The following is a 14,837-nucleotide window of genomic DNA, read 5'->3' on the forward strand; positions in this document are numbered from 1 at the left end:
GCTCCCGGGATCTGGGGGGTTCGCCTCGGCGTTGACTCCGAATTCTGGCGCGCCCGTGTCGGCTATGTAGTGAAAATGTGGACTATATCTGGGGCTCCAGGTGATCGGATCGTGATCACCTTTGTCGAGCCGGGGCGGCCCCCATGCGTCGGAGGCCGCCAGGCCCTCTATCGGGCCGCTAGCACTGGGCCGGCTTGAGCCACGAGCACTCCAGGTCGCCCGCCGTTCCCTGGTCGGCGGCCTTGAGGTGGGCGGTGACGTCGGTCGCCGTCGCCCGCGAGAACTGCGCGAGCCGTACGGCGATCTTGTCCTCGATGTCCTTCGGCGAGCCGGACAGGAACTGGTTCAGCATGATGGAGAAGACCAGCGGCTCGCCCTCGGCGCTGGTCACGTAGCCGGACAGCGAGGTCACGCCGGTCAGCGAGCCCGTCTTGGCGTGCACGTTGTTCGCCGCGGGGGTGTTCCGCATCCGGCTGCGCAGCGTGCCGCCGGTGAAGCGGTCGGCGTTGCCGGCGATGGGCAGGGCCTCGTACCAGGTGCTGAACCACGGCTTGGTCCGTACGGCGGTCAGCAGCTGCACGATCGAGTCCGGCGAGAAGCCGTCCCGGCGCGACAGCCCGGAACCGTCCCGCATGTTGATCACCTGGACGCCGTTGGCCTTGGCGAAGTCCGTGGCGACCTTGAGGCCGGCCGACCAGGTGCCCTGGTTCGCGGCCTTGCGGCCCATGGCCTTGGTCAGGATCTCGGCGTGCATGTTGTTGCTCAGCTTCAGGAACGGCACCAGCAGCTCGCTCAGCGGCATCGAGTCGTGCCTGGCCAGCTCGGCCGCCCCGGCGGGGGCCGCGCCCGTCGCCGTCGGCCCGAGCACCCGTACGCCGTGCGCGGCCAGCGCCTTGCGGAACAGCGTGGACACGTACGCCGTGGGGTCGTCCACCGCCACCCACTCCTGGTACGGGTCCGCGACCGTGCCGGTGATCACGACCGTCCGGGAGGCGTGCTGCCGTTCGATGAGCACGTCGGTCTCGGCGCCCACGGTGGCCTTGTTGACGATCTTCAGGTAGTCGGTCTCCGGGGTCGTCGAGACCTTGACCTGGCCGCCGTCGGCCTCCACCGAGACGATCACCGAGCCGGCGTCGTAGTCCCGGTCGGGGGAGGCGGTCAGGGCGGAGATCGGCGCCGCGTAGTAGGCGGTCTCGTCGTCCCAGGCCCAGTCGGTGCCGAGCCGCTGGCCGTCGAACCAGGTGTCGTCGGCGATCAGCTTGCCCGTGACGACCTTGACGCCGGATGCGGCGACCTTGGCCGCCAGCGCGTCGTAGTCCTCGGCGAGCATGGTCGGGTCGCCGGTGCCGCGCAGCACGAGGTCGCCGGTGAGCACCGAGCCGACCTTGCGGCCGGCGTTCAGCACGGTGGTCGGGAAGCGGTAGTCCAGGCCGAGCGTCTGCACCGCCGCGGCCGAGGTGAACAGCTTGGTGTTGGACGCCGGGGTCAGGAGCTTGCCGGCGTCGGTGGCGTAGAGCTGCTCGCCGTTCGCGGCGCTCTTCACGACGACGCCCGCCCGGCCGATCGTGAGCCGGGAGTCGCCGAGGATCTGGTTGATGTCCTGGGTCAGGTCGGCCACGCCGGGCGAGGGGTCGAGGGCGACCGCCGGTGTGGAGGGGCCGGACGCCCACGCGAGTGCCGCGACGAGCGTGCCCGCGAGGAGGGAGGCTGAGGTGCGCCGCATGTGGTCTCCAAGGGACTGGGGGATCGCATGTGAGCATGAATCAGCGCAGTCGCCGTGTAATCCGCAAATATCCGTATTTCTGGGGCGAGCTCCGGCGGCGCGCCGCCCGCCGCCGCCCGCCGCCGCCCACCGCCGCCTGCCACCCGCGCCACCCACTGCCGCCTGCCGCCGCGCGGCCTTTCGGCGAGGGCGCGGCTCCGGGCGGGAGGCGGGGAGGTGTCAGGCGGACGGGATGTCCGAGGCCAGCAGGAAGCCGCAGTCGCCGAAGGAGATCTCGTCGCCCGACTTCACCCGGGCGGGCCCCACCAGCCGCCACCCGTTGAGCCGGGTGCCGTTGAGCGAGCCGAGATCGACCAGCATCCAGCCGCCGTCGCCCTCCCGCCGCAGCTCGGCGTGCACGCGCGACACCGTCAGGTCCGACAGGACGAGATCGCAGGCCGAGCCCCGGCCGACGACGTAACGCAGCCGGTCGTCGTCCGGCAGGGCCAGCCGGGGCAGCCGTGGCCGCCGCCAGGCCGACTGGAGCCGGGTGGTGAACTCCGACATCGACGAGACCGCGTCCGTCAGCCGCTGCCTGATCGTCGCACGTCGCGGCAGGTCGGCGACCAGTTCGTCGAGCTCGTGCTGGTTGCGCGCCCGCAGCGCCTGGTCGACCCGGCCGACGAAGGTGTCGTGGGAGATCCGGCCCTCCACGGCCCGGTGCTTGAGCTCGTCGATCGCACGGTCGCGTTCCCCGTCGGAGGCGCGGAACGGCGGTTGTGTGGAGCTCATGTCCCGAGTATCGGCCTGAACGGCGTTCCGTGTCCAGAATACGCGGATCGGTTGCGGTGGCCATACTCGGTATGCATACTCAGTATCCATGTCGATCAGACACGGACTGCTCGCTCTGCTGAGCAGCGCGCCGCGCTACGGCTATCAGCTCCGGGTGGAGTTCGAGGCGTCGACGGGGGCGACCTGGCCGCTCAACATCGGCCAGGTCTACACGACGCTCTCCCGCCTGGAACGTGACGGCCTGGTGGCGCCCGGCGGCGCCGACGAGCAGGGCAGAGCCGTCTACACGATCACCGAGGCCGGTCGGGAGGAGCTGGAGCGATGGTTCAGCACCCCCGTCGACCACTCCGACCGGCCTCGGGACGAACTCGTCATCAAGATCGCGATGGCCGTCGCCGCCACCGACGTGGACGTCGGCGAGGTCATCCAGGCCCAGCGGATGGCGGGCATGCGCACGCTTCAGGACCTGACCAGGGCCAAGAGGGCCACGGGGGGCGGTCTCGCCCAGCGGCTCGTCCTGGAATCGATGATCTTCAAGGTCGAGGCCGAGCAGCGCTGGCTCGACCACTGCGAGGCCGTTGTCAAGGAGAAGAACCAATGACTGTGTTGGAGCTGCGGGACGTGACCCGCGAGCACGGCCAGGTGCACGCCCTGCGCGGCGTCAGCCTGGAGGCGGGGCAGGGGGAGCTCGTCGCGGTCATGGGCCCGTCGGGCTCGGGCAAGTCGACCCTGCTCAACCTGGCGGGCGGCCTCGACCGGCCCACGTCGGGCACGGTCCTGATCGAGGGCCGCGACCTGGCCGGGGTCCGCGACCTGGCCGCGCTGCGACGCGGCAGCGTCGGGTACGTCTTCCAGGACCTCAACCTGATCCCGTCCCTGACGGCGGCGGAGAACGTGATGCTGCCCCGGGAACTGGACGGCGTCCGCGCCGGCCAGGCCCGCCGGGAGGCGCTGACCGCCCTGGCCGACGTGGGTGTCGACCAGCTCGCCGACCGGTTCCCCGAAGAGCTGTCCGGTGGCCAGCGCCAGCGCGTGGCCATAGCCAGGGCGCTCGTCGGCGAACGGCGGCTGCTGCTGGCCGACGAGCCGACCGGCGCGCTCGACACGGCCACCGGCGACGAGATCCTGCAACTGCTGCGCACCCGCTGCGACGAGGGCGCGGCGGTGCTGCTGGTCACCCACGAGCCGCGCTACGCGGCGTGGGCCGACCGGGTGGTCTACCTGCGGGACGGACTGATCGTGGAGGCGTCGGCGGTGCGGCTGGAGAGCTCCCGATGAGCGCCTTCCTCGCCGCCCTGCGCATTTCCAGGCGGAGCGCGTGGCGGGCCAAGGGCCGTACCGCGCTGATCATGGTGATGATCGGCCTGCCCGTCCTGGTGATCACGGCGGTGCTCACGAGCGCCGCCACGACCAGCATCACCCCGCAGGAGAAGGCCGTGTCGGAGATCGGGGCGGCCGACGCGCGGATCACCACTTTCCCGTTCCGCCGGCCGGTGAAGCAGGACCACTACGGTTTCTCCGCGTACCAGACCCAGAGCACCGGTCCGATGCGCCCGTGGACGGTCGCCGAGATCAACACGCTGCTGCCCGGTCGCCTGCTGCGTTACCAGGAGAGCGTGGTCACCACCCGGCTGCCCGACGGCTTCAACCTGGCGGACGTCCTGGAGGTCGATCTGCGCGACCCCATGACGGCCGGGGTGCGCCCCCTGAAGCAGGGCCGGTACGCCACCGCGCCCGGCGAGGTGGCGATCTCGTCGAAGATGGCCGACAGCGGCGTCCGGGTGGGCGACACGCTCGTCACGCGGCGGCCGGAGCGCACCGTGAAGGTGGTCGGCGTCTTCGACAACCCCAACCGGCCCGGCATCCTTGAGCTGACCGCCCTGCCGGAGGGCCTGCTCCCGCACCAGAACGACGGCAACAGCAGCGGCTGGCTGGCCGACACCGCCACGCCCGTCATGTGGTCGAAGGTGCAGCAGCTCAACCGCGCGGGCCTGGGCGTCATCTCCCGCGCGCTGCTCGACGCCCACACGGGCGACGACTCGCGCTTCGACGGCCCGGGAAGGGCGAAGGATCTGGTCGTGCTCGTCGTCGCGATCGTGCTCGTCGTCATGGAGACCGTGCTGCTGGCCGGTCCGGCGTTCGCCGTGGGGTTGCGACGGCGGCGCAGGGAGCTGGCGGTGATCTCCGCACAGGGTGGGTCGGCGCGGCACCTGCGCATGATCGTGCTGGCCGACGGCCTGGTGCTCGGCGGCGCGGCGGCCGTGCTCGGGGTGGTCCTGGGCATCGGCCCCGGCCTGCTGGTCGAGTCGATCGCGGCCAGGGAACTGGACTGGACGCACGGGCCGGCCGACGTGCCCTGGCTGCCGGTGCTCGGCGTGGCGGTGCTCGGCCTGGTCAGCGGGCTGGTCGCGGCGATCGTGCCCGCGGTACAGGCGAGCCGGCAGAACACCGCGCTGGTGCTGGCCGGGCGGGCCGCCGAGGTCCGGGGGCGGGCCCGGCGTCCCGTGCTCGGGGTCGTGCTGCTGCTGGTGGGGCTGGGGGCGACCGGCTACGCCATGACCAGGGGCGTGGTGTCGATGACGGCGGCCTTCGTGCCGTTCGTGCTCGGCGTGGTCGCGTTGATGCCGTGGCTGGTCCAGTCCGGCTCCCGGATCGCCGCCCGGCTGCCGCTCCCGCTGCGCCTGTCCGTGCGCGACGCCGCGCGCCACCGCGTCCGTACGGCCTCCGCCGCGGCCGCCGTCATGGCGGCGACCATGGGGGCGGTCGCGCTCGGCATCGGCAGCAGCACCGCGTACACACACCAGGAGGAGGCCACCGCCACGGTGTTCCCGCTGGGCACCACGGTGATCGGCGGGGCCACGGCGATGGACGACCAGACCTGGGCGCGGCTGAAGGAGGCCGTCCGCGTCCGCTTCCCCGGCACGGAGATCGTCGCCGGACGGGAGGTGGCGGACGCCAAGGGCAGGACGCTGTGGTTGACCGTGAACAGGACGACGTGCGGGGCGGCGTGCCCGCTGCGGTTCTACGACCGCCCCCCGATCGGCGGCGCGGACCTGCTCGCCTTCCTTCAGAAGCGCCGGGACCCGCAGGCGGCCGCCGCGCTGGCGGCGGGCAAGGCCGTGGCCTTCAGCCAGGACGTGATGCGCGACGGCATGATCGAGGTGACCGTCGACCGCCAGGACGGGGACACGCGCACGACCGCCAGGACGATCCGGATCCCGGCTGTGGTGTCCACCGGCGCCGACCCCCGTCAGGCGGGCGCCATGATCCCGCCGCAGGCGCTGGCCAAGGCCGGACTCGTGGTGACCGAGCGGATGCTCTACACCGGGTCCCCGCCGCAGGACGAACGGCGCATGGAGGCCGACCTGCGAGGCGAGGTGGACGGCAACCTGTTCCTCTACGCCGAGCGGGGGAACGCGGAGAACCGCGCCTTCGTCCTCATGATCCTGCTCGGTGCCGCGCTGGTCCTCGTGCTCGGAGGCACGTTCGCGGCCACGGGGCTGGCGGCGGCCGACATGCGTCCCGACCTGAACAACCTGTCGGCGGTCGGCGCGGCGCCCCGGGTGCGCAGGCTGGTGGTGGCCGCGCAGGCCGCCTACATCGCGGGACTCGGCGCCGTGGTGGGCCTGCTGGCCGGATCCGTCGCCGGGGTCGCGGTGACCTGGCCGCTCACCAGGTACGGCGGTGGCGGCTCGCGTAGCTTCCTGGACGGTCCTGCCGTGATCGACGTCCCCTGGCTGTTCCTGGCCGCGCTCGTGCTGGGGCTGCCGCTGGTCGCGGCGCTGGTGGCCGGGCTGTTCACCCGGACGCGTCTGGTGCTGGCGCGGCGGGTGGCCTGAGCCGATACCGCAGCGTCACCAGCACGGACAGGAAGATGATCAACGCCGGGACCGCGGTCTGCCCGATGAGGACCGCGGTCACGGCGCTGTCCGGCTGCTGGACGGGCGTGCCCGCGTCGGACTCGACGAAGCCGCCGATCGACAGGATGATCCCGAAGATCAGCGCGCCGAACGAGCTGACGCCGCTCTCGATGGCCGTCCACAACCCGGTCAGCACGCCCGCCCGCCGCTTGCCGGACTCGGCCGCGTCCGTGGCGACCACGTCGGCCAGCATCGAGAAGAGCATGAGCTCGACCCCGGCGATCCCGATGCCGACCAGCAGGATGGTCAGGTGGGCGTACAGGGGGCCGAACAGCGGGGTCGCCATGGCCGCCGCCGTGCCGCCGCCGAACAGCAGCGCGGCCAGGATCATCGCGCCGCGCTTGTCGAAGCGCCGGGCCAGCCACACCCACAGCGGCATGGTCAGCAGCATCGGCCCGACCAGCGCGGCGAAGAGCGTCTGCGTGCTCTTGGGCGACCCCAGCGTGTACGACGCGAAGTACGGCGCCGCGGCCAGCATCATGCTGACGGCCAGCATCTGCAGACAGGCCATGACGGTCAGCCACAGGAACGCCCGATTGCCCCGGATCGCGGCGAACTGCTCGCGCCACCCGCCGTGGTCGGCCTCCGGGGCGCCGGTCATGGGGGCGCGGGCGGTGCCGAAGAAGGAGCCGAGCATCGAGGCCAGCAGGATGAGCGCGATCGTCAGGCCCATCAGCCGGTAGCTGCCGAGCGTGCCCTCCTCGCCCTGGCCGGTGGCGATCATCGGGGCCAGCACGCCGCTGATCGCGGTGGCCGCGCCGATGAAGACCATCCGCCACTGCAGCAGTGAGGTGCGCTCGTGGTAGTCGTCGGTCATCTCGCCGGGCATGGCCTTGTACGGCACCTCGTACAGCGCGTACGCCGTGGCCGTCGCCATGAAGCACAGCCCGACGTACAGGGCGGCCGGGACGCCGGTCAGCGGCGGCCCGGCGAAGACGAGGAAGAAGGCGACGGGCAGCGTCAGCGACCCGGCCAGCAGCCAGGGGCGGCGCGGTCCCATGCGCGAGACCGTCCGGTCCGACCACCGGCCGACCAGCGGATTGATGATCAGGTCCCAGACCTTGGGCGCGGTGACCACGACGCCGGCCAGCCACGCGGGCACCGCCAGGAAGTTGGTCATGTAGTACAGCAGGAGCAGGCCGGGCACGGCGCTGACCGTGGCCGTGCAGAAGGAGCCCACGCCGTAGCCGAGGCGCACGCCCCTGGAGACCGTGGGCGCGCTCACCGGCGTTGTGATCATGAGCCTTATTCAAGCCGAGCGAGAGCTTGTTCGGTAGGGCCCAGTTTCCCGGGCCCCACCGGCGGCCACTCCAGAACGGCGGCTACTCCCGGACGTTGGCGCACACCACGTGCGCGCCGATCTCGATCATCCGGCGCTCGCTGCGCGCGTCGGCGACTCTGGCCATGAGGATCGGCGCGCCGCTGGCCGCGAACTGCGGCAGGCGGGCGCGGACCAGCCGGTGCAGGTCGCGGACGACGTCCTCGGCTGCCGACATGTGCACCTTCACGTGCAGCATGATCCCGGTCGCCCCGGACGCGGTGCCGGCCTCGGAGATCCACACGTGGTGCACGAGCGGGAAGTCCGCCAGCAGTTGCGCGATGGCCTGCCGCAGCGCCGGCAGGATCGGGTGCGTGCACCGGCGGTAGCCGGGGTCCACCTGCTGCATCGGCCCCGACAGGTGGGGCCGGGGCGCGGGCACCCACGGCAGCGCGGGCGCCTGCGGAGTCGGCGGGGCCGCCTGCGCCATCGCGGGCACGCGCGAGACGGTGGCCATCGCGCCCGTCGCGTAGGCGGCGGGCACCGCCCCCGACAGCACGGGCGTGTGCCCCGAGCGCGTGCCGGTGAGGAAGCGCTGGAGATCGTCGATGGGCACGGCCGCGGCTGCGGGGCCGGCGGCGTCGATCACGATCTCCCGCACGCCGGTGACGCGCTGGATGTCCAGGATGGTGTCGGCGTCGCACACCGAGAGCGAATGGCTGCCTCGGTGCCGGGCATAGGTCGTAGGGCTGGTGTAACCGAGCAGAACCCGGTCACCCGCCTGGGTCGTCCCAAGGACGACCGATCGATCTGGTCGCACTGCCACCAGGACTCCACCGTCGGCGAGGGCCGCCAGCAGGCGATGGGGCGTGCCATGCTGTGCGAGCACGTCGGCAAGCGCAGGATTCCCGATGCTCATATGACGAACCATAGGTAGTCGGCCACGGCTTATCAGGCTAATGGCGAATAAATCTCCCGATCAAGACAAAGATGTATGCGAAGTGGATGACTTTGCCGCGACGGGGGTAGCCGGAGCCGTGTCCGGGAGCCCGTGACGCCGGGCGGGTCGTCTCAAATCGTGGGTCCCTCGTGAACGCGTTCACAAGCGCGGATAGACTCAGAGAGATCCGAGGGACCCATCGACGTGTCCCTCCAGCCCGCCGCATGCCCCTAAGGATCCACGCCTGTGAACAAGCCCGTCGTTCTGGTCGCAGAGGAGCTGTCCGAGGCCGGCCTCGCCGTGCTCGGCGCCGATTTCGAGGTCCGCCACACCGACGGAGCGGACCGTTCCCAGCTTCTGCCCGCCCTCGCCGACGTGGACGCCCTGATCGTGCGCTCCGCCACGCAGGTCGACGCCGAGGCCATCGCCGCCGCGCCGAAGCTGCGCGTGGTCGCCCGCGCCGGCGTCGGCCTCGACAACGTCGACGTCGAGGCCGCCACCAAGGCCGGTGTCATGGTCGTCAACGCGCCGACCTCCAACATCACCAGCGCCGCCGAGCAGACCATCGCGCTCATCCTGGCCAGCGCCCGCAACACGGCCCAGGCCCACGCCGCGCTGAAGAACGGCGAGTGGAAGCGCTCCAAGTACACCGGCGTCGAGCTGGACGAGAAGGTCGTCGGCATCCTCGGCCTCGGCAAGATCGGCCAGCTCGTGGCCCAGCGGCTCCAGCCGTTCGGCGTCGAGCTGATCGCCTACGACCCCTACCTGCCGCCGGCCCGCGCCGCGCAGATGGGCGTCAAGCTGCTCAGCCTCGAAGAGGTGCTCAAGCAGGCCGACTTCATCACCGTGCACCTGCCGAAGTCGAAGGAGACCCTCGGGCTCATCGGCGACAAGGAGCTGCACGAGGTCAAGCCGTCCGTGCGGATCATCAACGTGGCCCGCGGCGGCATCGTGGACGAGGCCGCGCTCTACTCGGCGATCAAGGAGGGCCGCGTCGCGGGCGCCGGCCTCGACGTGTTCGCCAAGGAGCCGTGCACCGACAGCCCCCTGTTCGAGCTGGACCAGGTCGTCGCCACGCCGCACCTCGGCGCCTCCACGCACGAGGCCCAGGAGAAGGCCGGCACGCAGGTCGCGCGGAGCGTGAAGCTGGCGCTGGCGGGCGAGTTCGTGCCCGACGCGGTCAACGTCCAGGGCGGCGCGGTGGCCGAGGACGTCAAGCCGGGCCTGCCGCTGGCCGAGAAGCTGGGCCGGGTCTTCACCGCCCTGGCCGGCGAGGTCGCCACCAAGCTCGACGTCGAGGTCCGCGGCGAGATCGCCTCCCAGGACGTGCGGGTCATCGAGCTGGCCGCGCTCAAGGGCGTGTTCGCCGACGTGATCGAGGAGCAGGTCACGTACGTCAACGCGCCGCTGCTGGCCAAGGAGCGGGGCATCAGCGTGGAGCTGGTGACCAGCTCCGAGAGCCCCGACTGGCGCAACGTGGTGACCCTGCGCGGCGTGCTCGCCGACGGCCGGCACGTCTCGGTCTCCGGCACGCTGTCCGGCCCCCGGCAGATCACGAAGATCGTCGAGGTCAACGGCTACGAGATGGAGATCGAGCCGACGGCCCACCTGTCGTTCTTCACCTACACCGACCGTCCGGGCATCGTGGGCGTGGTCGGCCGGCTGCTCGGCGAGGCCGCCGTGAACATCGCCTCGATGCAGGTGGCCCGTGACGTCAAGGGCGGCAAGGCGCTGATCGCGCTGACCGTCGACTCGGCCATCCCGGCCGCCGTGATCGACCAGATCGCGGCCGAGATCGGCGCCGAGAGCGGCCGTTCGGTCGACCTGGAGGACTGACCTCCGCCGCCGCGGGACCGACCCCCAGATCTGGGGGAAGGCCGTCACCTGGACCGTTCCGGGTGGCGGCCTTTTCTTGTCTCAGAATGCGAGATGGTAGGACATCCAACGAGACAGCGAAACCGCCGCCGGGTACCGTGGATGGAAATGCGCCAGGTGCTCGTACTCATTACCTGCCGCGGCGGGGCCTGTTAGGGCAGGCCGACGACCCGCCGCGGTGAGTGGTGACGTCGTCGGCCGGTCAGTCCCTTTTCCTTCGCCCGGTCCGTGACCCGGACCCGCGAGAGCAGGCCCGGTCGGATTCGCGACCGGGGTCCGACGCCCCCCTTTGGAACGCGCCCGCGAAACGAGATGAGCGACATGTACGAGATGTATGCCTGGAACCGTACCGAAGAGAACGAGAACGAGGCCGCCGAGGCCCTGCAGACCGCCCTGGACCGCAGGGACAACGGCGGCGCCCCCCAGAACTCGGCCCGGTAGCGCCCGCCCTCAGGCCCGCGCCGCGGCGTGGGCCAGGGCGAGCGCGCCGAGCAGCGGCGCGTCGTCCGTGAACCGGCCGGGCCGGATCTCCGGCGGGAACGGCACGGCGCGCCGCACCTCGCAGGCCAGCCTGGGCACGATCAGCCCGGCCGCGCCCATCATGCCGCCGCCCACGACCAGCCGCTCCGGGTCGAGCGTGACGCACAGGTTCGCCACGGTCATGGTCAGCACCCGCAGCGTCTCCTCCACCAGCTCCGCCAGCGGCCCGGAACGTGCGGCGAGCACCTCCTCCGCCGTGGTCGCGCGGCCGAGCAGCGCGCCGCCCCTGGCCGCCAGCCCCGCGCCGGAGACCAGCTCCTCCAGCGGCACCCGCCCGTCGGCGAAGGCCGCCTGCCCCGGCGTGACCTGGAGGTAGCCGATCTCGCCGGCCGCGCCGTGCGCCCCGGCCACCACCCGGCCGCCGACCACCAGGGCCGCCGCCAGGCCGGTGCCGAGGTTGAGGTAGACGCCCGTGGAGACGCCGCGCAGCGCGCCCCACCGCAGCTCGGCCGCAGCCGCCGCGTTCACGTCGTTGTCGATGGCCACCGGCGTGGCGCCGAACTCCTCCCGCAGCAGCTTGGGCAGCTCCAGCCCCTCCCAGCCGGGGACGTTCGGGGCCAGGCGCACCACGCCGTCCCTGATCACCCCGCAGGTCGAGAAGCCGACCGCGGCCGGCCGCCCGTCCAGGACGCGGGCCGCGGCCAGGGCCCGGACGAGCGTGTCCGGCCCGGTCTCCAGCCGGGTGCGACCGGCGACCACGGGCCCGTCGGAGCCCGACACCCCGATCGCGACCTTGGTGCCGCCGACGTCGATGCCCAGGACCCGGCTCATCGCGCGGCGCCCCTGCGGGCCAGCGAGTCGATCGCCACCGCCAGGGCCAGCACGCCGGCCGTCACCATGAACCGGACGGAGGAGTCCACGCTCAGCAGGTACATGCCGTTGGTGATCGACTGGATGACCAGTACCCCGAGCAGCGCGGCGTAGGCGCGGCCCCGGCCCCCGAACAGCGACGTGCCGCCGATGACCGCCGTCGCGATGGCCATGAGCAGGATGTCGCTCCCGCCCGACCCCTGGTTGACCGCCGACAGCCGGCTGGCCGCCAGCACGCCGCCGGCCGCCGCCAGCGTGGAGGCCAGCACGAACGCCAGGATCCTGATCCTGGTCACGTTGATGCCCGCGCGCCTGGCGGCTTCGGCGTTGCCGCCGACGGCGTACAGGTGGCGGCCGAAGGCGGTGTGCCGCAGCACCAGGTCCAGCAGGACGACCAGCGCGCCGAAGAGCACCAGCAGCAGCGGCACGCCCCGGTCGGCCGACATGACCGCCACCGCCGCGCCGAGCACGACCGCCAGCCCGCCCGACGACACGGGGACCTGCCACGCCGGCGCCACGGGCAGCCCGGCGGCCAGCCGCGCCCGCCTGGCCAGCGTGGCGATCCCGGCGTGCCCGCCGGCCAGCCCGATCACCAGCGCCCAGGACAGCCAGCCCGGCAGCCAGGTGTCGCTCAGCCCGGAGACGAACCCGTTGAACGGCAGGTTGATCGTCCCGCCCTCGCGCAGCAGGTAGAGCAGCAGCCCGAGCCAGCCCATCAGCCCGGCCAGCGTGACCACGAACGACGGCATCCGCAGCTTGGTCAGCATGAGCCCGTGCAGCAGCCCGATCGCCGCTCCGGCCGTCAGCGCGAGCAGGATGGCGAGCAGCGCGTTCCAGCCCTGCTTGACGTGGACGATCGTCATGATCGTGGCGCACAGGCCGCTGACCGAGCCGGCCGACAGGTCGATCTCGCCGAGCAGCAGCACCATGATGAGGCCGAGCGCGATCGTGCCCGTGGCGGCCATCTGGAGGACGAGGTTGGTGAGGTTCTCGGGCGACAGGAAACGGTCGTTGAGCGTGCTGAACACGATCGTGATCGCCACCAGTCCGCCGACCACCGGCCAGGCGCCGACCTCTCCCTGGCGCAGCCGTCCGGTCACCGCGATCGGCATCGCCGTCATTCGCCCGCTCCTGTGATCGCGGCCACGATCTCCTCGCGGGAGGCGTCGGCCGTACGGAACTCACCGGCGTTGCGCCCGAGGCGCAGCACCACCACCCGGTCGCTCACCTCGCGCACGTCGGCGAGGTTGTGCGAGATGACCAGCACCGCGAGCCCGCGCTCGCGCAGCCGCCGGATCAGCGCGAGCACCTGCGCCGTCTGCTCGACGCCGAGCGCGGCGGTCGGCTCGTCCAGGATGACCAGCCGGGGCTCGCCGAGCAGCGCCCTGGCGATGGCCACCGACTGCCGCTGGCCGCCCGACAACATCGACACCGGCACCCTGATGTCGCCGATGCGCACGTCGAGCTGGGCCAGCAGGTCGCGGGTCGCGCGTTCCATGCTCAGGTGACGCAGCACCGACCAGCGGCGGCGTTCGGCCCCGAGGAACAGGTTGGCCACGACGTCGAGGTTCTCGCAGAGCGCGAGATCCTGGTAGACGGTCGAGATGCCGAGCGCCTGCGCGTCGTGCGGGGTGGCGACGCGCACCGGCACGCCGTCCACGGTGATCTGGCCCTCGTCCGGCACGACCGCGCCGGAGATGGTCTTGACCAGCGTCGACTTGCCCGCCCCGTTGTCGCCCATGAGCGCCACGACCTCGCCGGGACGCAGGTCCAGCCCTGCCCCGTCGAGCGCCCGCACCGCTCCGTACCGTTTGGAGATCCCGGTCGCCGCGATCATCTACTCGATGCCCGCCTTCGCGCAGGCGGCCTTGACCTCGGCCGTGCAGATCTGGTCGGCCTTGTAGAACCCGTCCTTCACGATGGTGTCCTTGATCTTGTCGGCGGTGACCGCGATCGGGTCGAGGAGGAAGGCCGGGATGTCGGCGGTGCCGTTGTTCACCTTGGAGGTGGCGGCGGGCTGCTCGCCCTTGGTCAGGGCGACGGCCAGTTCGGCGGCCTTCTCCGCCTCTCTCCTGATGTCCAGGTAGATGGTCATGTACTGCTCGCCGGTGAGGATGCGCTGCACGGCGGCCAGTTCCGCGTCCTGCCCGGTGATGGGCGGCAGCTCCTTGTATCCGGCGCGCTTCATGGCCGCGATGGCGCCGCCCGCCATCCCGTCGTTGGCCGACAGCACGCCCACGATGTCGTCCCGGCCGAGGGCGGTGATCGCCTGCTCCATCTGCTGCTGCGCCTTGTCGGGGCTCCAGTCGGGGGTGTCGAACTCCCTGCCGACCTTGACCTTGCCGTCCAGGACGTTCTTGGCGCCCTTCTTGTAGTCGGCCGAGCTCGGGTCGGTGGGCGAGCCGTGGATCATCACGATCTGCCCCTTGGCCGTGGTGCCCTTGGCGTTCATGGCGTCGAGCAGCGCCTGGCCCTGCATCTCGCCCACCCGTACGTTGTTGAACGAGACGTAGTAGGCGTAGTCGATCCCCGAGATCAGACGGTCGTAGGCGACCACGGGGACCTTCTTCTGCCTGGCCTGGTTGACCAGGGGCGCCACCGCGTTGGCGTCCACGGCGTCCAGGACGAGCACGTCGGCGTCCTGGGTGAGCGCGGCCTCGACCTGTTGCTGCTGCTTGGCCGCGTCCTGCTCGGCGTTGCCGTAGATCACCTTGCAGCCGGGGCACAACGCCTTGACCTTGGCCTCGAACAGGGGACGGTCGAAGGCTTCGTACCGGGTGGTCTTGGATTCGGGGAGGAACAGGGCGATCGTCCCGCCCTGTCGCGCCGTGTCGGTCTGCGTGGTGGCCTGCGTGGTGGTGGTCGTGCCGGTGGTGCTGTTCCCGCAGGCGGCGGCCAGCAGGACCGCCGCCGCGGGGATGAGTCGCCAAGCTCGGTGCATCGCACTTCGTCCTCTCAGAAGATGCCCGCCCCCGCTTGGTAAGAAAGGTAGTTTACTAT

At 71.7% G+C, this 14,837-nt stretch carries 12 protein-coding genes; 4 read left to right on the top strand and 8 right to left on the bottom strand.

What is annotated here, in order from left to right; genetic code table 11:
• Positions 1 to 178: 178 nt before the first annotated feature.
• On the bottom strand, positions 179 to 1,723 hold the full coding sequence (gene dacB, locus ABZ815_RS14075) for a D-alanyl-D-alanine carboxypeptidase/D-alanyl-D-alanine-endopeptidase (RefSeq protein WP_357697575.1): 1,545 nt from the start codon (positions 1,721 to 1,723) through the stop codon (positions 179 to 181).
• 219 nt (positions 1,724 to 1,942) lie between these two features.
• The gene (locus ABZ815_RS14080; RefSeq protein ID WP_357697577.1) at positions 1,943 to 2,494 is read right to left on the bottom strand and encodes a DUF1707 and FHA domain-containing protein; all 552 of its coding nucleotides are present in this window, start codon (positions 2,492 to 2,494) and stop codon (positions 1,943 to 1,945) included.
• Between the two features lie 88 nt (positions 2,495 to 2,582).
• Between ABZ815_RS14080 and ABZ815_RS14085 the strand changes: the two genes are divergently transcribed.
• From ABZ815_RS14085 to ABZ815_RS14095, 3 genes are read left to right on the top strand one after another with little or no spacing between them, the layout of a single operon-like run.
• The gene (locus ABZ815_RS14085; protein ID WP_357697579.1) at positions 2,583 to 3,095 is read left to right on the top strand and encodes a helix-turn-helix transcriptional regulator; all 513 of its coding nucleotides are present in this window, start codon (positions 2,583 to 2,585) and stop codon (positions 3,093 to 3,095) included.
• Entirely contained in the window at positions 3,092 to 3,772 is a 681-nt protein-coding gene (locus tag ABZ815_RS14090) for an ABC transporter ATP-binding protein (protein WP_357697581.1), read from the top strand. Before ABZ815_RS14085 ends, ABZ815_RS14090 begins: the two co-directional genes overlap by 4 nt.
• The gene (locus tag ABZ815_RS14095) at positions 3,769 to 6,333 is read left to right on the top strand and encodes an FtsX-like permease family protein (RefSeq protein ID WP_357697583.1); all 2,565 of its coding nucleotides are present in this window, start codon (positions 3,769 to 3,771) and stop codon (positions 6,331 to 6,333) included. The genes ABZ815_RS14090 and ABZ815_RS14095 overlap by 4 nt, the downstream gene beginning before the upstream one ends.
• On the opposite strand, the gene ABZ815_RS14100 is transcribed toward ABZ815_RS14095, so the two are convergent.
• Positions 6,293 to 7,654, bottom strand: a complete 1,362-nt coding sequence (locus tag ABZ815_RS14100; protein ID WP_357697585.1) for an MFS transporter — start codon at positions 7,652 to 7,654, stop codon at positions 6,293 to 6,295. The two genes, ABZ815_RS14095 and ABZ815_RS14100, sit on opposite strands and share 41 nt — an antisense overlap.
• A gap of 82 nt (positions 7,655 to 7,736) precedes the next feature.
• Complete coding sequence (locus ABZ815_RS14105; protein ID WP_357697587.1) at positions 7,737 to 8,561, bottom strand: hypothetical protein; 825 nt, start codon at positions 8,559 to 8,561, stop codon at positions 7,737 to 7,739.
• Between the two features lie 297 nt (positions 8,562 to 8,858).
• Here ABZ815_RS14105 and serA point away from each other — a divergent pair, with 297 nt between their 5' ends.
• A complete protein-coding gene (serA, locus tag ABZ815_RS14110; RefSeq protein WP_357697589.1) occupies positions 8,859 to 10,448 on the top strand; it encodes a phosphoglycerate dehydrogenase in 1,590 nt (529 codons plus the stop codon).
• A gap of 489 nt (positions 10,449 to 10,937) precedes the next feature.
• Here the strand turns inward: serA and ABZ815_RS14115 are convergent, their stop codons facing one another.
• Genes ABZ815_RS14115 through ABZ815_RS14130 form a run of 4 tightly spaced genes read right to left on the bottom strand, consistent with a single transcriptional unit; the run spans position 10,938 to position 14,778 of the window.
• On the bottom strand, positions 10,938 to 11,798 hold the full coding sequence (locus ABZ815_RS14115) for an ROK family protein (RefSeq protein ID WP_357697591.1): 861 nt from the start codon (positions 11,796 to 11,798) through the stop codon (positions 10,938 to 10,940).
• Positions 11,795 to 12,958, bottom strand: a complete 1,164-nt coding sequence (locus ABZ815_RS14120) for a sugar ABC transporter permease (RefSeq protein WP_357697593.1) — start codon at positions 12,956 to 12,958, stop codon at positions 11,795 to 11,797. Before ABZ815_RS14120 ends, ABZ815_RS14115 begins: the two co-directional genes overlap by 4 nt.
• Positions 12,955 to 13,674, bottom strand: a complete 720-nt coding sequence (locus ABZ815_RS14125; RefSeq protein WP_357697595.1) for an ATP-binding cassette domain-containing protein — start codon at positions 13,672 to 13,674, stop codon at positions 12,955 to 12,957. The genes ABZ815_RS14120 and ABZ815_RS14125 overlap by 4 nt, the downstream gene beginning before the upstream one ends.
• Entirely contained in the window at positions 13,675 to 14,778 is a 1,104-nt protein-coding gene (locus ABZ815_RS14130) for a sugar ABC transporter substrate-binding protein (protein WP_357697597.1), read from the bottom strand.
• Positions 14,779 to 14,837 lie beyond the last annotated feature (59 nt).

Origin of the sequence: Nonomuraea sp. NPDC047529, from assembly GCF_040642995.1 — a bacterium.
Taxonomy (GTDB): Bacteria; Actinomycetota; Actinomycetes; order Streptosporangiales; family Streptosporangiaceae; genus Nonomuraea.

Bases quoted from the DNA above. Each gene is read 5' to 3' on its own strand.
- ABZ815_RS14100 (WP_357697585.1), bottom strand. From the start codon at position 7,654: ATGATCACAACGCCGGTGAGCGCGCCCACGGTCTCCAGGGGCGTGCGC.
- ABZ815_RS14125 (WP_357697595.1), bottom strand. From the start codon at position 13,674: ATGATCGCGGCGACCGGGATCTCCAAACGGTACGGAGCGGTGCGGGCG.
- ABZ815_RS14130 (WP_357697597.1), bottom strand. From the start codon at position 14,778: ATGCACCGAGCTTGGCGACTCATCCCCGCGGCGGCGGTCCTGCTGGCC.
- ABZ815_RS14085 (WP_357697579.1), top strand. From the start codon at position 2,583: ATGTCGATCAGACACGGACTGCTCGCTCTGCTGAGCAGCGCGCCGCGC.
- dacB (WP_357697575.1), bottom strand. From the start codon at position 1,723: ATGCGGCGCACCTCAGCCTCCCTCCTCGCGGGCACGCTCGTCGCGGCA.
- ABZ815_RS14080 (WP_357697577.1), bottom strand. From the start codon at position 2,494: ATGAGCTCCACACAACCGCCGTTCCGCGCCTCCGACGGGGAACGCGAC.
- ABZ815_RS14090 (WP_357697581.1), top strand. From the start codon at position 3,092: ATGACTGTGTTGGAGCTGCGGGACGTGACCCGCGAGCACGGCCAGGTG.
- ABZ815_RS14120 (WP_357697593.1), bottom strand. From the start codon at position 12,958: ATGACGGCGATGCCGATCGCGGTGACCGGACGGCTGCGCCAGGGAGAG.
- ABZ815_RS14115 (WP_357697591.1), bottom strand. From the start codon at position 11,798: ATGAGCCGGGTCCTGGGCATCGACGTCGGCGGCACCAAGGTCGCGATC.
- ABZ815_RS14095 (WP_357697583.1), top strand. From the start codon at position 3,769: ATGAGCGCCTTCCTCGCCGCCCTGCGCATTTCCAGGCGGAGCGCGTGG.